This is a genomic window from Leptospira kemamanensis, assembly GCF_004769665.1.
In the GTDB taxonomy this organism is placed as follows: Bacteria; Spirochaetota; Leptospiria; order Leptospirales; family Leptospiraceae; genus Leptospira_A; species Leptospira_A kemamanensis.
On record NZ_RQGG01000029.1, the window covers coordinates 93,758 to 115,740 of the forward strand.

Below are 21,983 nucleotides of genomic sequence, written 5' to 3' on the forward strand. Positions count from 1 at the left end.
ATCATGTTATTATCAGCTGATAGAGTTTTACCATTTGTAAGTTTAGTTTCCCTTTTCGCCTATTTCTTGTTTGATGGAATGATGGTGGATCCAAAAAGAAAGATCCTCTTTTTGGGGGTTGTGTTTTTGTTTTTGGCTTCCGACACCATAGTTCGAGCCTTTTCCAAAGGGATACGAAAAGAAGATCAAAATCGTTATATCGCCGCCGTTTTTGGAATCGCAGCTTTTTTGTTATCTGTATTACGCGACTTTTTAGATTTAAAACCAATTGCTGGGATGAATGAAGAAGTGAGTGCGATTCCCAGAGTCAGAGAATTTCTTTTGTTATGTGTGGTTCTTTTTTCATTGGTTTTCCTATTACAAATCATCCTTCTTGAGATTGGGAAATCATCTCTGGAAGCTCAAAGTAATTTGGCAAAATCCAAAAGTTCCTTATTACAAAATGCAGTTTTGGGTTTTTTGTTTGTATTACCCATCCTAGTTGCGGTTAATTATTTTGCGATCAAACGGAATTACAATTTTGATTTGAGTAGCCAAGGAAAGTTTTCCCTTTCTCAAATTTCAAGAAACCTAATCAAACCCATCACTCAAGATGTGACAATTACCGCTTTTTACCCAAGACCACTCGAAGCAGATGGTCCTGCTAACGGTGATAAACTCACTGCGTTTGCATTAACGCGTGTGAGACCAGATATCGAAATTTTACTCGATCAAATTAAGTCTGAAAATTCTCATATCACGGTTCAATTCATCAATGCAGATGTGGAAATTGATTTGTTAAAAGAATTTGGACAAGTCTCCAATGGAACCATCTTTGTTCGTTCCAAAAAACAATCGTCATTAACCAATTCCACTCCTTTTGCAGAAGAAAGAGTGATTGCGAAAGAACCAAAGGATTTGGAAGAATTAGAACGTAAGTTAGTTGCTGCTCTTCTCAATGTTACAACCGAACAAAAAAAAGTATATTTCACGGTTGCCAATGGGGAACGATATGGTATGGCATTTCGGGCACTTCCCAACGAACAAGTAAACCGTTTTGTTTCTTCTTTGCAGTTCCTAAATTTTAAAGTGGCAGAGCTTGGGTTTGCGCAAGGTTGGCCTTCTAAACTTCCAGAAGATGCCGATATGCTTGTGATTCTTGGTCCAACCGTTCCTTTTTCTAAAGAAGCAAGAGAAGAACTGAACAAATATGTTTTAGAAAAAAACGGTAAAATTCTCATCACCATGGAACCAAAGGGGAGTGAAGATTTTAGTTGGTTATTACAACCAGCAGGTTTAAAATTTAGTTCCTCTCCACTCATCGAACGAGAAGAAAAACCAGGATTCATTGTTGCCAAACGATTCCCTGAAAATCGACTCACAGATCTTTTACAAAAAAAAGATATGGGAATTTTATTTCCTTACAGCGGTTATTTGGACACCGATCCTAAAGCACCAACACCTTTTGTTTGGAAATCAGAAACTTTATTGGAATCTGGATACGATGCTTACCAAGACCTAAACAAAAATGGGAAGATGGATCCAAATGAAAAAAAGGAAAGTAAAATCCTTTCTGCTGTTTTATCTCCTATGTCACTCACTGGAGAGAAAACTGGAAAAATCATCTTACATACGGGAACAAGTTGGGTTACAGATCAGTTCATTCCATATGTGATGAACTCTCAATTTTCAACTGTTTCCATCACAGGTTTATTCCAAGACAATATTGTGGCCGAAATCCCTTTAAAGAAGGAAGAGGTGGATACCATTACTCTATCCGACAATCAAAAGTTAGTCGCTTGGGCAATTGGTGTTTTTTTGTTCCCAGGATTCATTTTAGCAGTTGGTTCTTACTTTGTGTATGCCAGACGTAAACATTCTATGTTAGAAGTATGAAACAAAAATTAGGTTTAGTATTTGTCGCATTTTTGGGATTGTTCCTCTTGTTTTATTTTATGGAGGATCATCCGGAAAATATTTCGGAAACCAATTATTGGAAAGAAGATTGGAAATCCATTCGATATAACCCACCAACATCTGATTGGTGTGGGAACTTAGTTCCCAGTTTTGCAGAATCATCGATGGTCTTTCGGAAACTTTCACGCGCATGGAATGAACCTGCGTTGTATACCGTGACAACGGAAAAAAACGGAAACGTATTGGTTTATGAAGGAAACTATAATGTCAAAAATAGTTTTTCAGAACTCAGTGTTCTCAAAACAAAACTCATTGAAGCTTCAACTGATGAAATCAAAAAAACGTATTGTTTGAGTGAGTTTTCTCCTTCTTTAACCGTTTCTCAAGAGAATGGAAAAGAAATTCAGTTTTCATTCGATAAACAGTTGTTATTTGGAAAAAAAATTGGTGCGGATGATGGAAGAATTGCTGTTTCCATTGGCAATGAAATCATTGCGCCCTACCAATACATCATCGAAAAATTCAGGACACCCGTTACCAATTTTCGAGAAAAAATGTATGTAGCAGTCACCGAAGGTTTCATTCAGGAACTTAAATTTTCTGGCCAAGGGATCCTTGTGCAGGTAGAAAACCGAGCTAAAAAAAACCAATACAATGTATATGTAAACAATTGGAGTCGTAGCACAGGGGAGAGGATCGTATTACCACCTGATGTTGGAAATCAGTGGGAGTCTGTCGTCAAAGGTTTAAAAGTAGAATTTTATCCTGACGAAACGGGCGCACCTTCCTTTCCCACTCTTTCGGATAAAGTAAGTCCAGAGGCAATTTTGGATGTCAACATCTCCAATGGAACGAAAATCAAATTGTCTTTTTTTCCCAGTTGGGATTCACCTCTTGGAAAATGGCGGCCTGTGCTTCGGCAATTTCCTTCCCATTTTGATGAGTCGATCACTTGGATGAAAGAGGAATCCTTCCAAAATTTAGTGAATGCGGTCATGAAAGTGAAAAGTGCTTCCCGATACGAGCGCCCCAACCAGAAAATCCAATAAGGTGCAAAAAGTTTCAACCATCGTCCAAAGGACCGGTCTCATCCGCGATTTGTTTATTTCTCCCATGTCTGCCTTTGAATCCTACTTTCACAAAGCGGACTTGGGTGGGCGTGATTTGTGGTTATGCCATCTCCAACTGATGTTACTGGCGCCACTTGCCAAGTTTTTTGGTAACTGCATTCAGATATTGATTTTCAAAGTAACGTTCGTGGAAGAGGAAACAAAACTCACTTACACACAGGGAGTAGGAACGGTTTTCTTTTTTTATTTGGGATTTTATTTTGTCGTTCGGCTTGTGGATAGTTTTCGAATGTATCACCAAATGCGTGATCGCACAAAAGATTGGGAGGGACCGGAACCTCATGTTTTTATCATTTCATTTTTGGCGTTTACAGCAACTTCCATCTTTTGGATTTTTCCTGCACCTATCCCCTTATTTATGTTAGCTGTTGGTTTTCTTTATTCTTTACATTTATCGTATTTTTATTTGTCCATTCGCAGAGCATGGACAAGTTTTGATTTTTTATTTTTTCTGATGAAAGTAGTGTTATTTTTTTTGGTTCTACTTTCGATTCCTTTATTCCTTTATAACCTGGTTAGGACGGTACTCTTTTGAAGATATTTTTGGTAGGAATTGGCGGAATTGCTATGGGCAATTTGGCTTATATGCTCAAACAACAAGGCCATGATGTGTCGGGTTCAGACCAAAACTTATACCCTCCGATGTCTGATAAATTGGTAGAATGGGGTCTCTCACCTAAGTCTGGTTATCGTAAAGAAAATGTGAAAGGAGCAGACCTTGTCATCATTGGAAATGCCATCTCTCGTGGAAATCCAGAAGTAGAAGAAGTATTAAACACAGGCATTGAATACATGAGTATGGCAGAAGCCATTGGTCATTTTTTTCTGAAAGGGAAAAAACCAATTGTGATTTCTGGAACTCATGGAAAAACCACTACCACCTTTCTTACCCATTGGATTTTAGAATCCATTGGATTAAAACCTGGTCTTTTTGTGGGTGGGATCCGAAAAGATGGATTTCCTGGATTTGCTTTGGGGGAAGGAGACTATTTTGTGATTGAAGGGGATGAATACGATTCTGCCTTCTTTGATAAAAGTTCCAAGTTTTTGCACTATCGCCCTTATTACCTTGTGATGAACGCTCTTGACTTTGACCATGCAGACATCTTTGCCAATTTGGATGCGATTAAAGTCATGTTCAAACGATTGTTAAACTTAGTTCCTGGTCGTGGGAAAGTTTTTTATTGGAAAGGATCCAAAAATTTAAATGATATCACAAAAGATTACCAACATGCACCTGTTGAAACCTTTGAATTAGGGGATAAAAATTCTATTTTTAAATATGAAAAAGGAATTTTATCGGAGATTCGTACCAAATCCAAATTAAAACCATCTCTCATTGGGTCACATAACTATCGCAATGTGGAAGTAGCTGTACGTGTTTGTTTGGAAATTGCTCCGCAAAAACGAAAAGAAATTTTAGAAGCAGTGGAAACATTCCCAGGTGTCAAACGTAGACAAGAAAACTTATATGTATCCGAAACCAGTTTACTTGTGGAAGACTTTGCCCATCACCCAGTTGCCATCCAAGAAACCATCAAAGCCCATAAAGAAGCTTACCCAGGTTATAAAATCATTTCCCTATTTGAACCAAGAAGTGCCACATCTCATCGTAATGTCTTTCAAGGTGATTTTGCCAAATGTTTCAAAGGAAGTGATGTGAGTATTGTCACAGAAGTCTACCAAGTGGACAAAGTAGGTAAGTCCCTTCGTTTGAATGTGAAAAAATTGGTAAAGGACATCAAAACCAATACCAAAAAAGAATCCATCTACGCACCAACACCTAAAGACATTCCTTCCCTTTTAAAAAAGATCTTACCTAAATACAAAAAAGATAAACTCATCATCCTTGCCATGTCGAATGGTGCGTTTGGTGGAATTTATTCTGAATTAAAATCCTTAATCGAAACACGAGAATCACTATGAGTTTATCCCAAGAAATTGAATCTTTAGTCAAAGAAGCTGAATCTGTATTAAGTTCTGTCAATACCGAACAAGAGTTAGATACAGAGAAAAATCAGTTCCTCGGTAAAAAAGGAAAACTCACTTCAGTCCTGAAGGGTCTTGCTTCCCTTTCGGTGGAAGAAAAAAAGACAGTAGGAAAACAAGCAAACGAAGCCCAAACAAGACTCGAAGCCTTCGTCGAAACCAAACGAATTTCTCTCAAAGAAAGTTTTTACGAAAACCAATTGGGGAAAGAATTTTTTGATACACTCCGTCCTCTTCCGAAAAAAGAAAGAGGGAGTTTGCATCCCATCTCCCAAATCCAATACGAAATCGAAGATATTTTTACATCGATGGGTTTTTCTGTGATGGATGGACCAGAAGTGGAAACCGATGAAAACAATTTTGGTGCCTTAAATTTTACCGAAGACCATCCTGCTCGCGACATGCAAGATACATTTTATACGGTAGATGGCAATTTGTTACGTACCCATACCTCGGCCATCCAAGTGCGAGCCCTTCGAAAACTGAAACCCCCCTTTCGGATCATTGCCCCTGGTCGTGTGTTCCGGTACGAAGAAGTGGACGCCTCTCATGAAAATACCTTTTACCAAGTGGAAGGAATGGTTGTGGGAGAAAATATTTCAGTTGCCCATTTGATTTATACGATGGAGACACTTCTCTCTCGTGTTTTCCGTAAGGAAATCAAAACAAGACTTCGCCCCGGTTACTTTCCGTTTGTCGAACCTGGGTTTGAGTTGGATATCAATTGTCTTGTATGCAGTGGAGATGGGTGTAGTGTTTGCAAACAATCGGGTTGGCTCGAACTCCTTCCTTGTGGGCTTGTGCATCCGAATGTGTTAGAAGCTGCTGGTCTTGATTCTAAAACATGGACTGGTTTTGCATTTGGACTTGGCCTCGACCGATTGGTGATGATGCGTTACGGAATCCATGACATTCGCTATTTCCAATCAGGGAATTTACGGTTTTTGAAACAGTTTTAAATACGGAGTTTCGATTTAAGCGAAACGAAAGGTTATCGATGTAAGCCAATTGCAACCGATTCAAACGGATGTTATCAGTTTGCATCCGATCAAACCAAATGCAATCAATTTGAGTCCGATTGATTTGGATGGAATCCGATTCTTCCCTTCTAAAGCCAGTGATGAATTTCAACCATCACTGGTTTCCTTTAGCGTTTGTTATACCACCACTACTGCCTGGATTTTTCCATCAATCCTTTGGAATTCCACTTTGGTTTTACCAAGTTCCAATCCCTCTTTGGATACAATCTCCCTTCCTTCTTTGTCATAGAGATTGGTGAGGACCATTTCTCCATTCTCTTTGGTGGAACAAACGATGAGATACGGTGGTTTTTTTTCTCCCCCAGGATTGAAGTAAATCGTAGTCGCAGAAAGAATCGTAGCTTTTTCCATTTCCTTTGGGTTCGGCACATTGACTTCCAATGGTTTTAACAACATCGGTTCTTTTGGTGTTCTCTCCACTTTGTCTTTGGCAAAGAGAATCACAGAATTGATGCTATCAATTCCACCATTTCCTCCCAGTAAACTCACCTTAGGTGGTTCTCTCAAAATATTGGGAATGGGATCTACGGCAAGGCCATATTGGCTGGCAATGTCCACAAGTCCTGTTGCCCCAGAGATTGCCATCGCCGCTTGGTAATTCAAAATCCCACCACTTAAATTGATCGGGATCTCTTTTGATCCATTGGAGATTTTTCCGCCTCGGAGAGCTGTGGCTGTTTCTTTTGGAGACACTCCAAAATATAAGGAAGCTTCATGGATGACCATCCCTGTAAAACAATCATAAATCCAAGCATATTCGATCTCGGAGCGATTGATTCCACTGGATGCAACCGCTCTCTCACAAGCAAGACCTGCTGGGCTTTTTAGATCCTTTTTTTGGATGAGGTATTCGGCATGGGCGCTATGACCCGATCCAATCACATAGATGTGTTTGGCATCAGACTTAATGACCTTGTTGTCGATTAACTTTTGTTTCATGACTTCAGAGGTGATGAGAGTGGCAAATCCATGATCCGTGACAATGGCAATCATCGGTGTGCTGTAAACACCCGAAAGTGGTTTTTTTAACTGTTTCTCCACCATTGGCTTTTGGTATTGGAAGGCACGGGGATTCGTTTCTGCTAATGTTCGAAAATGTTTGGTAATCTCCTCCAAATCTTCATTTGTCACACCGGTATCAACCATCATTCGCTCACATAACAACGAATAGAGCCCGATGAGAGTGGCTCCGTAAGGCATTTCCCAGTCTTTATGGCATACGGTTGCCGTGAGACGTTTTAAATCGGAAACTTGTTTGAAAACGGATTTGGGAATATCGGCCGCTGCCACAAGCACCACAGCATAGGGATTGGCTTTCACAATGGTATGGGCCGATTGGATGGCACCACCCACACTGGCCCCTCCCAGGTCTACGGTATGGCAAGCAAGACCACCAAATCCTAAATCGTTAGCATCTTTGATGGTGAACCCATATCCCTCTCTGTCGAGGGACTGCGCTTCAACTGATACAAAATCAGTGAGGAAGGGTTTAATTGTTTCTCTGTCGGTTCCTAAGAATCCAAACAGTTTGTCCACAGAGCGAAAGAGTAAGGAATGGTATTTCTCGAGGGGAGTTAGGTTTTTGTAAACTTCCGCATCAAATTCTGATTCAATGGTGTCGCTGACACCAAGTAAAATAGGGTCCATGAAGCCACATTTGAACTAACCTTCGATATTCATCAACGCATTCATTCGAAAATCTTGTATGATTTGTTTGCAGCGTTCAGTGATTCGGTTCAAACTTTCTCCAAACTTTTTGCCATTGTAAGCATTAAAGGAATTAGGATATTCCTTTTCGTTCACCTGCACAATCATGTCTGGATTAATTCTGTTTTTGGCGGTTAAGTCTTGGACTGCGACAATGATATTTTTTAGAGCAATACAACCATCTTTTAAAAGGTTTTGTGATGCTTTTTCGATAACAATAGCATTCCCATTGGCATCTAACAAGGTTTTGATGAACTCTTGCATCTTCATCGATGGAAGGCCACGTCGTGTGAGTCCAATTCGTTCCACTTGTAAAACAGCATCTTGTAAGTAAGAATACTCTGGTGTTCCCTTAAAAATATAAATGAGAACAGGCAGTTCCATTTCCGTAAAATCCAACATGGCTCCGTAAAAATAACGAGTTTCTACTTTCGCCAAAGGATGAAAGTCTACCTTTTTATAATTAGCCAACTTTTCAATCGACTCATCCATAATGCGGTTGAGAGTTTGTGCTTTGGCAGCTTCTTTTTTTGCAGCAAGTTCTTGGAATTTTGATTTGAGTTGTTCGAGGAAGGTCACTTCTTCTGTGAGAAATTTTGTGATGTTCCCACGTAATTTTAAAACTTGGATGTACCTTTGTTCAAACCCTGTTTGGTCAAATGCCTTAGGATTGAGTTTTCCGTGTTCTTTATATTCTGATCGAATTTTTTCTAAAATTGCTTTTGTTTCTGCTTCCGACAGTTCTTTCATTTCGATTGTTTCCAGTGTTCAATTTCCAAAATGGTTTTATCTAAGTCTTGTGCAAAATAAAGAGAGGCATTCTTCGCATCCACAAACATCAATTGGTTCGCATATTGAAGTTGTTTCACTTGAATGTCATTTTTGAGATTCAATATATTCAATAACTGCAAACTCAATTTTTTGAGATCTTTGATGATTGTATCTGTATGCCTTTGCATTTCAAACAAATGTAGGTTTTTCAGCTTTTCCTTGTCTGATTCAATTAACTTCATCTCTTCACGTTTTTCCACAGGTGCTTTGGAAATGTAATATGTAATTGGACGAGGATAAGAGGTCATTTCTTTATGCAGATCGATCATTTTATCAATAGCTTCAAACACCGTTGCATCAATTTCTCTGGAAAAATTTCCCACAATGTTTTTGTTTTCAGAAGGATCGCCGGTGAGTTCAAAAATCCGAGAGGATTGTAAGTTTCGAATGATGGCCGTGATTCTTTCTCTATAGGTCGCAATGATCTTTAAAAAATCATCAATGCGTTGTTGGGCCGTTTTTTCCCCGGTTCCTTCTTCGAACCTTGTGTTGGCCGTGATTTGATTTGGGTCTTCTTCCTCAGGTGTAGGTGGTTCTGGAGTATTTAAGAGCCCTTCGTGAGAAAGAGTTTCTGCTGGTTTCGGAGGTTCCTCTCCCTCAAAGATATCCAAATCCACATCTTCTCGCATCAGGTTTTCCTCTTCCACGGGGGAGAGTTTTTCTTTGGCGATTTCCAGTGGTTTGGAAACTTTCTCTGGAGGAGTGGTTTTCGGTTCCGGGCTAGAAATTAATTTCCCTAAAATGGGGTTGGCTCTCAGGTCTTCCGAAATGATGGGTGGTGGAGTCGGAGTGGCAATGACTTCTGCGAGAGAATCGTTTGTCGTTTCGATTTCTTTCGGATGGTGAGGAAGGATTTCAAAATGATTCCCTACAAGTTTTAAAATCTCAATCCTACGAATTTCTTTGTTGAATCTCAGGGCATAACGATTGTTATCTTTATCAATATAACGCTGTTGGATCTGCGAAATGGAAAGTTTTAAAGGATCGATGTCTGTGATCGAATCAATTTTAATATAATGGTATTTTGATTTTTCAGGTGTCACAGTCGCAAAATTTCCAACAAAGCTTCTGTGAAAGCATATGAGAGTAATACGTTCGGGTCAACTTCCTTCTCCCGAGAAATGAGGCTTAAGGTAAAAAAATCATACCGAGAGAGTTCCAAACGTTCGTAGTGGCCAAACTCGCCTTGTGGGTATTGTCCGGGTTCCATTCCTTCCAATTTGAGAGACAAAATAGCCATTTTCACCACAAGGCCGATGTCTAGGTGGCGTTCGGTCAAGATTTTGTAGAGTTCGGAATCGATCCAGATCAGTGCTGAAAACATAGTCCCTCCTGCGGAAGGGGTCAGCAAACCTGGTTTTGGTACTCATTTTTTTCTCTTTCGCCTTGACCGGCAGAGTGGTACTCAAAAGATAAGTAAAAATTCCTCATAGGGGACATTCCTTGGCTAATTTAAAATCATCTAAAAAAGACATCCGTAGAACCGCTCGTAGAAAAGAGCGAAATGGCGAAGATCGTAGTGAATTACGCACTTACGCTCGCCTTCTTATCAAAGCCATTAAATCTGGCGACAAAACGGAAGCATTATCTGTTTTTTCAAAACTTTCATCGAAATTGGATAGAGCTGCGAAAACAAAACTCATCCACAAAAAAAATGCAGATCGTAAAAAATCTCGTATGGCTCTTCGCATCAATTCTATCGAAGCAAAAGCCGCCTAACATTCGCTTTTAGCACCTTGGAATGAGGCCACCACCGTGTGGCCTTTTTTATTTCTATTTCTCATTTACAGAAATCCCACACATAGTTTACTGGTCATAACAACGGGCGATTAGCTCAGCTGGGAGAGCAGCTGCCTTACAAGCAGCGGGTCGGCAGTTCAATCCTGTCATCGCCCAAACCGTTTGCCTTCATTCCTTTTTTATTTCCTCTTCACAATCAGTTCGCACAAAGCAAAAAGATAGACTTACAGTGCGAATCCAAGAGCCTTGATCGTATTGTATGCATTTTACTAAAGAGTATGATCTGTCCTCCCTTATGATTTCAATCTCCGGTGTTCGGGGAAAAATAGCACAAGGATTTGGATTGGAAGAGGCACTCGCTTTCTCTAAGTCCTTTGCTACCATGATGAATGGTGGAACGGTTGTCATTGGTCGAGACTCAAGACCGAGTGGTCCTTACTTAGAATCTCTTCTCACCTCCGCATTGTTAGCTTCCGGAAGTTCTGTTTTAACCTTGGGTCTTGTTCCCACTCCTACAACAAAAGCTGTTGTGAATTTGGCAAAAGCAAGTGGTGGGATTATGATCTCCGCTTCACACAATCCAATGGAGTGGAACGCATTTAAATTTATTTCTAAAAAAGGATTTTTTTTCTCTGCTGAAGAGAATCAAAAATTGCTTTCGATTTTACAATCGGGAAGTTTCACCAAAGAACAAATTGCACCGAAGGGATACATTGATTCAGGAGAAGATTATATTGATCTTCATTTGTCTTCTGTTCTGAAACGAGTGAATGTTGCCAAAATCAAAAAGAAAAAATTTACCGTGTTTGTAGATGCAGTTGGTGGAGCTGGATCATATGTTGTTCCTAAGTTTTTACAGATGTTAGGTTGCAAAGTTATCTCTCATAATTGTAATCCAGATGGAACTTTCCCTCGTCCTCCAGAACCAACAGCCGCTGCCTTAAAAACAGTAGAGCCATATTTCAAAAAATCGAAAGCAAATATCGGATTTGCCCTTGATCCTGATGCAGACAGGTTAGTTTTGTTCACTCCGAAACGTGGTGCCATCTCAGAAGAATACACACTTCCTCTGGCTCTTACCAATGTTCTCTCTTCTTCCAAAAAGAAATCCAAAGTTGTTGTCAACTTATCTACCAGTTTCTTAAACGAAGAGGTAGCTTCCCGGTTTGGTGGAGAAGTGATTCGTAGCAAAGTGGGAGAAGCAAACGTAGTTGAAGAAATGATTAAAACCAAAGCTGTGTTTGGTGGCGAAGGAAACGGTGGTGTGATTGATCCAAACATTCCTTCGTTTGGACGTGATACTCTTTCTGGGATTGCTCATATCTTAAACTTGATGGCAGAAACTGGTAAGTCCATTGATGAACTGATGGATGAGTTACCAAACTTATATATGGACAAACAGTCTTTTCCTTTGGCGAAAGGAATGTCCTTAGAAACTTTATATGAAAAATTTCAATCTGAGTTTTCACCCAAACTCATTTCAGAGAAGGATGGGTTGTGGATGTATGTGTCCGATTCTTGGATTCACATCAGGCCTTCCAATACAGAACCAATCTTTCGTGTCATTACAGAAACAAAATCCCAAAGTGATTTGGAATCTACCTTAAAGAGGGTAAAACAATGTGTGGAATCGTAGGTTATTTAGGCAAAAGAGAAGCTCTCCCTGTTATCATCAAAGGACTCAAACGATTAGAATACCGTGGGTATGATAGTGCCGGCGTAGCACTGTTAAACGGTGGTTTGGAGATCGTTAAAAAAAAGGGAAAAGTTGCTGATTTAGAAGCAGAAATTGGAACTAGAAAATTACAAGCAAGCCTTGGAATTGGTCACACGCGTTGGGCGACTCATGGGGAACCAAACGATCGTAATGCTCATCCACATACAAGTTCTGATGGAACGTTAGCCATCATCCACAATGGTATCATAGAAAATTATGGTTCCATCAAAAAAGAATTAGAAAGTAACGGCCATCAATTCAAATCCGATACTGATTCTGAAGTACTGATTCATTTAATCGAAGAAATCAAAAAACAAAACAAATGTTCCATCGAAGAAGCTGTGCGCCTTGCCTTAAATGAAGTAGTTGGTGCTTATGCCATCGTTGTTCTTTCTAAAGACAACGAAAGGAGCATGATCGCTGCTAGAAAAGGATCACCTCTTGTGATTGGAATTGGTGAAGATGAATACTTTGTCGCATCGGATGCAACACCTATCATTGAATATACTAATAATGTTACCTATTTAAATGACCAAGAGATGGCCATCATCAAAGATGGAAGTCTTGTTGTTAAAAACTTAGAGAACGTTACCAAAACTCCTTTCATTCAAAAATTAGAAATGGATTTGGAAGACATAGAGAAAGGTGGATACCCACACTTTATGTTAAAGGAAATTTTTGAACAACCAAAGTCCATTCGTGATGCGATGAGAGGACGTTTGGTTTCACGCGAACACCATTTGTTCTTAAGTGGCATTGACCAATACTTAAATCGATTTTTAAATGCAGATCGTTTGATTTTGGTTGGTTGTGGAACGTCGTGGCATGCGGGTCTCATTGGAGAATATCTATTTGAAGACCTAGCAAGGATTCCAACAGAAGTGGAATATGCTTCTGAATTTCGTTATCGCAATCCCATCGTCACAGAACGAGATGTGGTCATTGCAGTTTCACAGTCAGGAGAAACAGCGGACACTCTTGCTGCCATTGAACTTGCAAAGTCAAAGGGTGCATTGATTTTCGGCGTTTGTAATGTGGTGGGTTCTTCTATCGCACGTGCTTCTCATGCAGGCGCTTACTTACACGCAGGTCCAGAAATTGGTGTGGCATCTACCAAAGCCTTTACATCCCAAGTTTCCATTTTAACGATGATGGCTCTTTACTTAGGATTAAAACGAGGTTCCATTTCGTTATCGGATTACCAAACTCTTCTATTAGAACTTGATTCGATTCCAGATAAGGTCGCCAAAATTCTCACAAAAGATGAACAGATTCGAAATATTGCAGAACATTTTTACCGAGCGTCTAACTTCCTTTATTTGGGGCGTGGGTTTAACTTTCCAGTTGCTTTGGAAGGTGCATTAAAGTTAAAAGAAATTTCTTATATCCATGCAGAAGGTTATCCTGCTGCCGAAATGAAACATGGTCCCATTGCTCTCATTGATGCTGATATGCCAGTTGTTTTTATCGCAACAAAAGATAGTTCGTATGAAAAAGTAATCTCCAATATCCAAGAAGTGAAAGCAAGGAAAGGAAAAGTCATTGCTGTTGTGACCGAAGGTGATACGGAAATCAAAGGAATGGCTGATTATACATTTGAGATTCCGAAAACTGCGGATGCACTTGTTCCATTACTTGCGGTGATCCCTTTACAATTATTATCTTACCACATAGCAATTCTTAGGGGATGTAATGTGGACCAACCGAGGAATTTAGCAAAATCTGTGACCGTGGAGTGATTTGTGAATCTCTTATTAGATGATTCAAAACGAAATCCTGCGTTAGAACCATTGTCTAGGTTTCATTCTTTTTTTGAATGGAATTTAGGGGGACTTTCGCTCCTTGAAAAATTAGAAAGAAAATACCCTGGCGCCAAAATCTTTTACAAAGGACCAAATCCAGATTTTGAAACCTTAATTTTCAATCGATACCCACATGTGTTACCAGCTACACTTGAATCTTATGATTCTATTTATAGTGCTGATTCTTTTTTACCATGGGAACTCCTTGGAACAGTTACTTCCATCATTGAAGATACTTTAACCATTGAAAAGGAATGGAAACGGTTTCGTCAAAAGTACAAAGCCAAACAATCAGGATTTCACATCGTTGGAAAAGACAAACATCTTTATATCCATGCTGGTGCCACTGTATACCCTGGAGTGGTATTTGATACGACACATGGTCCCATCCTGATTGAAGATGGTGTCAAAATCTCTTCCTTTAGTTTTTTAGAAGGCCCACTCTTTGTTGGGAAAAATAGCCAAATCGACAATGCTCGGATCACTGGTGGAACGCTCATTGGAAACCAATGTAGAATTGGTGGCGAAGTCGAAAATTCTATCATTTTAGATTACACGAACAAACACCATGAAGGTTTTTTAGGGCATAGTTTTGTATCTACATGGGTGAACTTAGGTGCCTTATCAACTACTAGTGATCTCAAAAATAATTATGGTATCGTAAAATTGAAAGTAGGTGATTCGGTTGTCAATACGGGAACCATTAAGTTTGGATCCATCATTGGCCCATTTACCAAGTTAGCGATTGGTGTGATGTCGAATACAGGAACTGTTTTTGATATCGCAAGTAATATTGTGGAATCAAGAATCCAAGGCTATGTTCCAGCCTTTACTTGGATCAAACCTGGAGGAAGGTATCGTCTCGAAGAGTTTTTGTTTGATACTAAAAAAATCATGGCTCGACGGAGTATGAATTTATTTGAATTCGAAGATCATTACTTAAGAAAACTCTATGGAAAGTGTACGGAGTGAAACATGACACCTAGTTTACAGTCACATATCAATTCCGGAAAATCTGTTGAAATTGATGGGCTCAGTTTTTTTTATTTAGAGGAAGGAAAAGGGGATGAAATCATTCTCTTATTACCTGGCTTTTTGACAACTTCGTATAACTACCGTAAACTGGTTGAGCTATTATCTACTCATTACCGAGTGATCGCTTTGGATTTTTTAGGAACTGGATTTAGTAGCCGTCCTGACGGACCTTTGTCTCACAGATTACAAGCACATTACCTCTCTCCCTTTTTGGAGAAAGTTGTAGGTGATAAAAAAGTACATGTGGTTGCTTTTGATTATGCTTTGCCAATTTTATGTTTTACCTTTAAGGAACATGCAAACCAATTCAAATCCTTATCAATCTTATGTGGGTTTATGAACTTACCTAAGTTTCGTTTTTATTTCCCATTACATTTTTTACGTTTGCCAATCATTGGTGAAATTTTTTCTTTTTTGTTTCGCCCACCTCTACTTCGATTTTTTTACAAATGGTTTCTCGTGAAAAAAACACATCATTTCACAAGTGAATGGGAAAAAACCATGTATCACTTGTTATTTGAAGGAAAAAACCGCAAAAACACATTGGAATTCATTAGAAATGTAGATCGTTCCACCCATGCCTTACGCGAAATTGAAGAAGGTGCCAAAAATTTTGTAGGCCTCAGACAAATTTATATTGGAGAAGAAGACTATCGTATTTCTCCCAAACAAACTGAATACATGAAGGAAACACTTCGTACAAGTAGTCTTATTTTTTTGCCTTGTAAACATTTAGCGATGGAAGAATGTCCAACTGTCGTTTATGAAAAACTCCATTACTTCGTAGATAGTTTTTCTCATAAAAAAACCAAAACCTTCCACTTTAACAAACAAAACAAGGAATAATATGGAACGACTGATCTCTAAAATTAATCCCCTTTCTTCTGATTTTATTGCTAATCGAACTAAATATTTAGAAACCTTGGTTCCTTTTCGGAAAACCATCGAACAAGTAAAGTTAGGTGGTGGAAAAAAGGCTCTTGAAAAACACAAAGCAAGAGGGAAATTAACTGCTCGAGAACGAATCGCAGAGCTCATTGATTCAGAAACTGAATTTATGGAAATCTGTGGTCTTGCCGCAGAAGCAGTGTATCCGGATCCAGTTCCGTCGGCTGGAATCATCACAGGCATCGGAAAAGTAGAAGGGATTGATTGTATGATTGTTGCCAATGATGCAACTGTCAAGGGTGGAACTTATTATCCCCTCACCGTCAAAAAACATATCCGTGCCCAAGAAATTGCTGAAAACAATTCCTTACCTTGTATTTATTTGGTGGATTCAGGCGGAGCATTTTTGCCGATGCAAGATGAAGTATTTCCTGACAAAGATCATTTTGGAAGGATTTTCTTTAATCAAGCAAGGATGAGTGCAAAAGGTATCTCTCAAATAGCAGTAGTTATGGGGTCTTGTACTGCAGGTGGTGCTTATATCCCGGCTATGTCCGATGAATCAGTGATTGTGAAAGGAAATGGAACTATTTTTTTAGGTGGCCCTCCTCTTGTGAAAGCAGCTACAGGTGAAGTGGTGACTGGAGAGGAATTGGGTGGTGCTGATGTGCATTGCCGTGTATCGGGTGTTACAGATCATTATGCAGAAGATGATTATCATGCACTTGAGATCACACGTTCTATTATCAAAAATTTAAATGCAAAAGAAGTAACGCAAGCTAGAGTGACTGAAGAACCACTTTATCCTGCGGAAGAAATTTATGGAATCATCGAAAGAGATTCCCGTAAATCTTATGATCCACGAGAAATCATTTCGCGTTTGGTTGATGGATCCCGTTTTCATGAATTTAAAAAACTTTATGCAACTACCATTGTAACTGGTTTTGCTGAAGTTTTTGGATTTCCAGTGGGAATCATTGCCAATCATGGAGTATTGTTTTCTGAGTCGGCCCTTAAGGCATCACATTTCATTGAACTTTGTGACCAAAGACGGATTCCCCTGCTTTTCCTACAAAACATCACAGGGTTTATGGTGGGGAAAAAATACGAGAACAATGGGATTGCACGTGACGGAGCGAAAATGGTAAATGCAGTTTCTACCACGACCGTTCCTAAGTTAACGGTTGTTACTGGTGGTTCCTATGGGGCTGGCAATTATGGAATGTGTGGTCGTGCTTTTGCTCCTGAATTTTTATGGATGTGGCCCAATGCAAAGATCTCTGTAATGGGTGGAGAACAAGCTGCGAATGTTTTATGGACAGTCAAAAAAGACCAAAAAGAAGCAGCTGGTGAGCAGTTCCATCCCGATGAGGAAAACAGTTTTAAAAAACCAATTTTGGAAGATTATGAGAAAAAATCTTCTGCCGTTTATAGTTCGGCTCGCCTTTGGGATGATGGAATCATAGATCCTGCCGATACGAGAAATGTTCTAGGAAGAGCCTTATCCATTTTAAGTCGAAGAAAAGAAGAAAGAAAACCGTTCGGTGTCTTTCGAATGTAATTTTTTTCCTTTTCATTTCCTATTCAGGTGCAAACGTAAATCAAATGATCATCCGCGAAACGTCATCCGAACAAGTAGTCGTCATCACAATTGAAGGTGAAGTCGATTTGTACAATGCAAAAGAACTCAAGGATATGTTGGATGACAAAATGCGCAAACACCAATACGAGATCGTGGTGAATTTAGAAAAGGTTCCTTTTATGGATAGCTCCGGGATTGGAACCTTAGTGACTGCGATGTACAAACTTAAAAAATACCATGGGAATTTGAAAGTTTGTAGTGTGCATGGTTCTGTTGCCAAAGTGTTTAAGATGACGGGTATGGAAAGCCACTTAGAAGTTTTTGAAACAGAAGAGATGGCGGTGCAGTCTCTGATCAGTGAAAGAAATTCCCAATCGGAATGATTGCCGGTCCTAGGATCTCATTTCAATTCTACAAGTAGACTCAATTGAATTTCGGAAGTGAACGACTAGGGGAGTAACAATCCTTGTTTCACTCGCTCCATCACTTCTTTTCCTTCGAATAATTCTAAAAGATACAAAGCAAATTCAAAAGCAGATCCTGGACCAACACTCGTATGAATATGGTTATGCGATTCGATTCGTTTGCCTGTAAATTTGCCTCCTGCACCAGGGGCCAAGTCTTCAGTAGAAGGAAAGCTTGTATAGGGATCATCTCCAGAAAGTAAATTGAATTTTCGTAACACTGCAGGTGCCGCACAGATGGCCGCTATGGTTTTTTTAAAAGAATGGAAAGAATCTAAAATGGATTGGATCTCTGGTTCCGCCATCAGGTTTTTGGTTCCGTTCAGTCCCCCTGGCAAGAGGATGGCATCGTATTCCTTTGCCTGGATTTCGGAAAACGTTTTGTCAGCGAGGTGAATCGTATGACGAGAAGCAATGATGGGTTCTTTGGATTTACCAATGGAAACCACCTCAACATTGCCTCGGCGTAAGACATCAATGAGGATGATGGCTTCCATTTCTTCAAAGCCAGGACAAAGGGGAATCAAAACCTTAGTTGCCATACTAAGACTTGTTTGGCTTGTTACAAATTGTTCAAGTTTTTTTGTAAAAAAACGATCCAAAGAATTGGGAACTTTCCCCCCGTTTCGAGGGTCTGATATGATAGGAGAGAGTGTTCATTGTCTATGACTGAGAAAAAAACGAATCCTTTACGATACATTGCCATCGCGTTTAGTTTTTTATTATTGGGAACCTTTTTGTCTCCCATTTTAACTTGTGGAAATTCATCTGAAAACCCTTTACAACTCAAAGCCGACGGTGGTGAAAAATTATCACCTGCACAAACGCAAGCTGTTGCCTTAGAAGATGCTTTCCAAGAAGTATTTGATCGAGTGTCACCGAGTGTGGTTTCCATCGCCACCGAAGGTACGGTCAATGTGCCTTTACATCCCTTTGAATATTTTTTTGGACCACCGCAAAACCAAAGACGAGGATCACGCCAACAAAAACTTTCTGGACTTGGATCAGGGATTGTCTTAAACGAAGAAGGTTATATCATGACGAACCACCATGTTGTGCAAAACATGGATAAGTTTACTGTGAAGTTGAAAAACAAAAGTGAGTATGAAGCAAAACTCATTGGTTCTGATTCCACAGCAGATATCGCCTTATTAAAAATCAGTGCACCCAAAGGAAGCCTCACTCCAAGCATCATAGGTGATTCGAGCAAAGTGCGTGTAGGAAACTGGGCCATTGCCATCGGTGCTCCTCTTGGACTCGAACAGTCGTTTACCGTTGGTGTGGTGTCTGCCATCCAAAGGGGAGGACTTGATAAGTCTGGCCTTGCTTACATCCAAACTGATGCGGCCATCAACCAAGGGAATAGTGGAGGACCACTTCTCAATATCAGAGGAGAGGTGATTGGAATCAACCGAATGATTGTGAGCCAATCCGGTGGTTCGGATGGAATTGGATTTGCCATTCCGATCAATGAAGCAAGACGAGTGGTGGAAGAATTAAAAACAAATGGAAAAGTCGCTCGTGCTTGGATTGGGGCAGGTGTGGATTATATCAGCGAAAGAGACATTGCCCAATTTGGATTAAAAAACAACCAAGGTGCCATCATCCACCAAATTGTAAAAGGTTCTCCAGCAGACAAAGCAGGACTCCAACTCATGGATGTGATCATCGAAATCGAAGGAAAACCAGTGCGAACCCCCGATGAACTTGTTGGTTACATCGTGAATACGAAAATCGGCAAACGAATTGAGCTAAAAATCATTCGAAATAAAAATGAAATCTTGACGTCCATCACTCCAGAGAAGAAACCCAATTGAGGTGAGTTTACGAGAAGATTGGATGCAAGCGGGCGAAGAAGAACCAAACCTTCGCCCCAAAAAACTGTCTGAGTTCATCGGACAAAAAGAGGTATTGGCCAATCTCTCGGTCTATGTCGAAGCGGCACGCAAACGAAAAAGCCCACTCGACCATGTGCTCATTTCGGGCCCACCAGGCCTTGGCAAAACCACTTTGGCCAATATCATCGCCAATGAGCTGGCAGTGGCCTTCACACCCACATCGGCACCTGCCATTTCAAAGGGAGCAGACCTCGTAAGGTTTCTCACCTTACTCAAAACCAATGAAGTTCTTTTCATAGATGAGATCCATGGGTTTATCAAAAAACAGGAAGAGTTATTGTATCCTGCCATGGAGAACTTTTTTGTCGATCTCGTGGTAGGGGAAGGTGTGACGGCCAATGCTCTGCAAATCCAACTCCAACCCTTTACCCTAGTGGGTGCAACCACAAGGTCTGGGCTTGTGAGCGATCCACTCAAATCCCGATTTGGGATCCATCTCAAATTGGATTTTTATACGGATGAAGAAATGCAAATCATCGTGGACCGATCAGCCAAATTACTTGGTGTGGATTTGGGAGAAGGGGTTGCCATGGAAGTGGGCAAACGCAGTCGTAAAACTCCAAGGATTGCCAACCACCTTTTGAAGCGAGTGCGTGATTTTGCCGAAGTCAATAATGAAACTTCTGTTAGTCTAAAGACCTGCCGTTATGCATTTGATCGGATGGGTGTGGACCATTTGGGACTCGATGCGGTTGACAGACAAATTTTAGATATCCTCATCTCTCGGTATGGGGGGGGTCCTGTGGGCATCAAACCCATTGCTGTGGTTCTCGGAGAAGAAGAACGAACCATCGAGGACACCTACGAACCATTTCTTGTGCGAGTGGGCCTCATTGATCGCACCCCACAAGGCCGTGTGGCTACGAAAAAAGCTTACGAACATTTGGGACTTCCGTATCTTGGAAATACGGGAGAAAATCGTGAAAATGGCCCCACTCTCTTTTGATTTCCGATTACCCGAAAAAGAAGAAGGGGAGAAACGTCTTTTTTTCGCCTTCACCTTTGTCATTTTAATCTCCTCCTTTTTTTTGGCTCACCTCATCACGCGGAATATGTTGTGGAAGATGTGGGCAGAAGAACAGGCACAAGATTCGCTCGCTCCAGCGGAAAAAGAAAAAATTTACGAAGTCTTAGTAGAACAACAGTTCATCAATCCTGATAAAAAGGATGAATACAAAGCATTGTCCAACAAAGACTCGTCAGGTGGTGGTGGGGTCACTGAAAAACAAGGATTCCATACTCTCACACAGTTTCATGAATTTGTGATGGGAAGTTCTGCCTCTACACCGAGTAAAGCGCAACCCAAGTCGGAAGAAACAAAAGAAGATGATATTTTTGAATTTGGAATTTTTAAAGCAGATCCCAAAACCAATTCGAATGCACAGGAGAGTCCTAACCAGTCAGCAAGTGCAGGTCAGATGACAAAAATTCCTGTTAACTATCGTTTCCAACAAGACTTTTTATTTCGCTGGGACGGAGCAAAAGCTCTCACCATTCCTACCAAAGAACTCGCAGGTTATTATTACTTCAAAAACATGTTAAAACGCATTGAGGAATCCTTTGCCCCTCCTGGTGGCGGAAACTATGCATACCGAGATATGGCTGGTATTGTCGCAAGAGAAGGAATCAAATCAGGGGAAACCAAAGTTTTATTTATGTTAAGCGAACAAGGCCAAGTTCTCGATGTGCGTCTTGTTTCTTCCCAAGGACAAATGGTGGTCGACCAAGCTTGTATGGATTCCATTCGAGGTCAAAATTTTGGTCCCGTTCCCGAAGAAGTAAAGGCCAAAGGTTTGATCTTTGGCATCAATTTTATCTTCCCTGGCATGTATTACCGTTAAAACCTTCCTTTCGTTTTTACCCACCCAATCCATCTGAAATTCTTTCTTACGAAGAAGGAAACAATCCAACCTACATCATGATTTGCTTTTTATCAAACTGGTCATTATGGTTCATTAACTAAAGTACAACCATATTCTTTGGATTGGAATTTGGCTGTATTTGTTTTCCCAAGTCCTTTGACAGTTACCAATTGATTGTCTTTGTCGAGTTTGAATTCTGTGATGGGAACCCACTGTCTGGCAAAATCATGGCACTGTTCTTCTGATAACTCCATCACGAAGTAACAACTACAATATTCTTTGGAATAAAAACTAGAGATGATGGAAGGAAAACTAGAGAGATGTTTCCAATTCCACTGTGCCCAAAACAACAAAAGTAAAAATAATAAAGACAAAAGAACAGAGATTTTACGTTTCATATAC

21 protein-coding genes and 1 tRNA gene are annotated in these 21,983 nt (G+C 40.1%); 16 read left to right on the top strand and 6 right to left on the bottom strand.

What is annotated here, in order from left to right; genetic code table 11:
* Window positions 1-3 precede the first annotated feature (3 nt).
* Genes EHQ59_RS09920 through pheS form a run of 5 tightly spaced genes read left to right on the top strand, consistent with a single transcriptional unit; the run spans window position 4 to window position 5,974 of the window.
* Window positions 4-1,875, top strand: a complete 1,872-nt coding sequence (locus EHQ59_RS09920; protein WP_135619500.1) for a motility-associated ABC transporter substrate-binding family protein — start codon at window positions 4-6, stop codon at window positions 1,873-1,875.
* Window positions 1,872-2,945, top strand: coding sequence for a hypothetical protein (locus EHQ59_RS09925; protein WP_135619501.1), 1,074 nt, complete (start codon window positions 1,872-1,874; stop codon window positions 2,943-2,945). Before EHQ59_RS09920 ends, EHQ59_RS09925 begins: the two co-directional genes overlap by 4 nt.
* A gap of 1 nt (window position 2,946) precedes the next feature.
* Window positions 2,947-3,561, top strand: coding sequence for a hypothetical protein (locus EHQ59_RS09930; RefSeq protein ID WP_135619502.1), 615 nt, complete (start codon window positions 2,947-2,949; stop codon window positions 3,559-3,561).
* Complete coding sequence (locus EHQ59_RS09935) at window positions 3,558-4,952, top strand: UDP-N-acetylmuramate--L-alanine ligase (protein ID WP_135619503.1); 1,395 nt, start codon at window positions 3,558-3,560, stop codon at window positions 4,950-4,952. The genes EHQ59_RS09930 and EHQ59_RS09935 overlap by 4 nt, the downstream gene beginning before the upstream one ends.
* Window positions 4,949-5,974: a phenylalanine--tRNA ligase subunit alpha gene (gene pheS, locus EHQ59_RS09940; protein ID WP_135619504.1), complete on the top strand. Its 1,026-nt coding sequence runs from the start codon at window positions 4,949-4,951 to the stop codon at window positions 5,972-5,974. The genes EHQ59_RS09935 and pheS overlap by 4 nt, the downstream gene beginning before the upstream one ends.
* A 198-nt stretch (window positions 5,975-6,172) precedes the next feature.
* Here the strand turns inward: pheS and EHQ59_RS09945 are convergent, their stop codons facing one another.
* The 4 genes from EHQ59_RS09945 to EHQ59_RS09960 are packed head-to-tail and all read right to left on the bottom strand — an operon-like array spanning window position 6,173 to window position 9,917.
* Window positions 6,173-7,702 carry a thiolase family protein gene (locus EHQ59_RS09945; protein WP_135619505.1) on the bottom strand — a complete coding sequence of 510 codons (1,530 nt, stop codon included), beginning with the start codon at window positions 7,700-7,702 and terminating at the stop codon, window positions 6,173-6,175.
* Window positions 7,703-7,717: 15 nt separating this feature from the next.
* A complete protein-coding gene (locus EHQ59_RS09950) occupies window positions 7,718-8,512 on the bottom strand; it encodes a hypothetical protein (RefSeq protein ID WP_135619506.1) in 795 nt (264 codons plus the stop codon).
* Window positions 8,509-9,636 (bottom strand): LIC_10450 family protein, encoded by a 1,128-nt coding sequence (locus EHQ59_RS09955; RefSeq protein ID WP_135619507.1) that lies wholly within the window; start codon window positions 9,634-9,636, stop codon window positions 8,509-8,511. Before EHQ59_RS09955 ends, EHQ59_RS09950 begins: the two co-directional genes overlap by 4 nt.
* Window positions 9,633-9,917: a hypothetical protein gene (locus EHQ59_RS09960; RefSeq protein WP_135619508.1), complete on the bottom strand. Its 285-nt coding sequence runs from the start codon at window positions 9,915-9,917 to the stop codon at window positions 9,633-9,635. The genes EHQ59_RS09955 and EHQ59_RS09960 overlap by 4 nt, the downstream gene beginning before the upstream one ends.
* A gap of 119 nt (window positions 9,918-10,036) precedes the next feature.
* Between EHQ59_RS09960 and rpsT the strand changes: the two genes are divergently transcribed.
* The 8 genes from rpsT to EHQ59_RS10000 all read left to right on the top strand — a co-directional run bounded on the left by rpsT (window position 10,037) and on the right by EHQ59_RS10000 (window position 17,740).
* On the top strand, window positions 10,037-10,312 hold the full coding sequence (rpsT, locus tag EHQ59_RS09965; RefSeq protein ID WP_100715767.1) for a 30S ribosomal protein S20: 276 nt from the start codon (window positions 10,037-10,039) through the stop codon (window positions 10,310-10,312).
* 104 nt (window positions 10,313-10,416) lie between these two features.
* A tRNA-Val gene (locus EHQ59_RS09970) sits at window positions 10,417-10,489 on the top strand.
* Window positions 10,490-10,592: 103 nt separating this feature from the next.
* Window positions 10,593-11,969: a phosphoglucosamine mutase gene (glmM, locus tag EHQ59_RS09975; protein WP_135619509.1), complete on the top strand. Its 1,377-nt coding sequence runs from the start codon at window positions 10,593-10,595 to the stop codon at window positions 11,967-11,969.
* Window positions 11,954-13,789, top strand: a complete 1,836-nt coding sequence (glmS, locus tag EHQ59_RS09980) for a glutamine--fructose-6-phosphate transaminase (isomerizing) (RefSeq protein WP_135619510.1) — start codon at window positions 11,954-11,956, stop codon at window positions 13,787-13,789. Before glmM ends, glmS begins: the two co-directional genes overlap by 16 nt.
* A 3-nt stretch (window positions 13,790-13,792) precedes the next feature.
* Window positions 13,793-14,824: a GlmU family protein gene (locus tag EHQ59_RS09985; protein WP_135619511.1), complete on the top strand. Its 1,032-nt coding sequence runs from the start codon at window positions 13,793-13,795 to the stop codon at window positions 14,822-14,824.
* Between the two features lie 3 nt (window positions 14,825-14,827).
* Entirely contained in the window at window positions 14,828-15,733 is a 906-nt protein-coding gene (locus EHQ59_RS09990) for an alpha/beta fold hydrolase (RefSeq protein ID WP_135619512.1), read from the top strand.
* 1 nt (window position 15,734) lies between these two features.
* Entirely contained in the window at window positions 15,735-17,336 is a 1,602-nt protein-coding gene (locus tag EHQ59_RS09995) for a carboxyl transferase domain-containing protein (RefSeq protein WP_135619513.1), read from the top strand.
* A 44-nt stretch (window positions 17,337-17,380) separates the two neighbouring features.
* Window positions 17,381-17,740 carry an STAS domain-containing protein gene (locus tag EHQ59_RS10000; RefSeq protein WP_135619514.1) on the top strand — a complete coding sequence of 120 codons (360 nt, stop codon included), beginning with the start codon at window positions 17,381-17,383 and terminating at the stop codon, window positions 17,738-17,740.
* Window positions 17,741-17,805: 65 nt separating this feature from the next.
* On the opposite strand, the gene EHQ59_RS10005 is transcribed toward EHQ59_RS10000, so the two are convergent.
* Window positions 17,806-18,363 (bottom strand): DJ-1 family glyoxalase III, encoded by a 558-nt coding sequence (locus EHQ59_RS10005; RefSeq protein ID WP_135619549.1) that lies wholly within the window; start codon window positions 18,361-18,363, stop codon window positions 17,806-17,808.
* Between the two features lie 123 nt (window positions 18,364-18,486).
* Between EHQ59_RS10005 and EHQ59_RS10010 the strand changes: the two genes are divergently transcribed.
* From EHQ59_RS10010 to EHQ59_RS10020, 3 genes are read left to right on the top strand one after another with little or no spacing between them, the layout of a single operon-like run.
* Entirely contained in the window at window positions 18,487-19,638 is a 1,152-nt protein-coding gene (locus EHQ59_RS10010; RefSeq protein WP_208652359.1) for a S1C family serine protease, read from the top strand.
* Window positions 19,639-19,660: 22 nt separating this feature from the next.
* Window positions 19,661-20,665, top strand: a complete 1,005-nt coding sequence (ruvB, locus tag EHQ59_RS10015; RefSeq protein WP_208652360.1) for a Holliday junction branch migration DNA helicase RuvB — start codon at window positions 19,661-19,663, stop codon at window positions 20,663-20,665.
* Window positions 20,646-21,560: an energy transducer TonB gene (locus tag EHQ59_RS10020; RefSeq protein ID WP_135619517.1), complete on the top strand. Its 915-nt coding sequence runs from the start codon at window positions 20,646-20,648 to the stop codon at window positions 21,558-21,560. The genes ruvB and EHQ59_RS10020 overlap by 20 nt, the downstream gene beginning before the upstream one ends.
* 104 nt (window positions 21,561-21,664) lie before the next feature.
* Here EHQ59_RS10020 and EHQ59_RS10025 read toward each other — a convergent pair whose 3' ends face one another.
* The gene (locus EHQ59_RS10025) at window positions 21,665-21,979 is read right to left on the bottom strand and encodes a hypothetical protein (protein WP_135619518.1); all 315 of its coding nucleotides are present in this window, start codon (window positions 21,977-21,979) and stop codon (window positions 21,665-21,667) included.
* Between the last annotated feature and the right edge of the window lie 4 nt (window positions 21,980-21,983).

Bases quoted from the DNA above. Each gene is read 5' to 3' on its own strand.
- pheS (WP_135619504.1), top strand. From the start codon at position 4,949: ATGAGTTTATCCCAAGAAATTGAATCTTTAGTCAAAGAAGCTGAATCT.
- EHQ59_RS10025 (WP_135619518.1), bottom strand. From the start codon at position 21,979: ATGAAACGTAAAATCTCTGTTCTTTTGTCTTTATTATTTTTACTTTTG.
- EHQ59_RS09925 (WP_135619501.1), top strand. From the start codon at position 1,872: ATGAAACAAAAATTAGGTTTAGTATTTGTCGCATTTTTGGGATTGTTC.
- EHQ59_RS09945 (WP_135619505.1), bottom strand. From the start codon at position 7,702: ATGGACCCTATTTTACTTGGTGTCAGCGACACCATTGAATCAGAATTT.
- EHQ59_RS10010 (WP_208652359.1), top strand. From the start codon at position 18,487: ATGACTGAGAAAAAAACGAATCCTTTACGATACATTGCCATCGCGTTT.
- EHQ59_RS09995 (WP_135619513.1), top strand. From the start codon at position 15,735: ATGGAACGACTGATCTCTAAAATTAATCCCCTTTCTTCTGATTTTATT.
- EHQ59_RS09990 (WP_135619512.1), top strand. From the start codon at position 14,828: ATGACACCTAGTTTACAGTCACATATCAATTCCGGAAAATCTGTTGAA.
- EHQ59_RS10000 (WP_135619514.1), top strand. From the start codon at position 17,381: ATGATCATCCGCGAAACGTCATCCGAACAAGTAGTCGTCATCACAATT.
- EHQ59_RS09920 (WP_135619500.1), top strand. From the start codon at position 4: ATGTTATTATCAGCTGATAGAGTTTTACCATTTGTAAGTTTAGTTTCC.
- EHQ59_RS09960 (WP_135619508.1), bottom strand. From the start codon at position 9,917: ATGTTTTCAGCACTGATCTGGATCGATTCCGAACTCTACAAAATCTTG.
- glmS (WP_135619510.1), top strand. From the start codon at position 11,954: ATGTGTGGAATCGTAGGTTATTTAGGCAAAAGAGAAGCTCTCCCTGTT.
- EHQ59_RS10020 (WP_135619517.1), top strand. From the start codon at position 20,646: ATGGCCCCACTCTCTTTTGATTTCCGATTACCCGAAAAAGAAGAAGGG.
- ruvB (WP_208652360.1), top strand. From the start codon at position 19,661: ATGCAAGCGGGCGAAGAAGAACCAAACCTTCGCCCCAAAAAACTGTCT.
- EHQ59_RS10005 (WP_135619549.1), bottom strand. From the start codon at position 18,363: ATGGCAACTAAGGTTTTGATTCCCCTTTGTCCTGGCTTTGAAGAAATG.
- glmM (WP_135619509.1), top strand. From the start codon at position 10,593: ATGCATTTTACTAAAGAGTATGATCTGTCCTCCCTTATGATTTCAATC.
- EHQ59_RS09950 (WP_135619506.1), bottom strand. From the start codon at position 8,512: ATGAAAGAACTGTCGGAAGCAGAAACAAAAGCAATTTTAGAAAAAATT.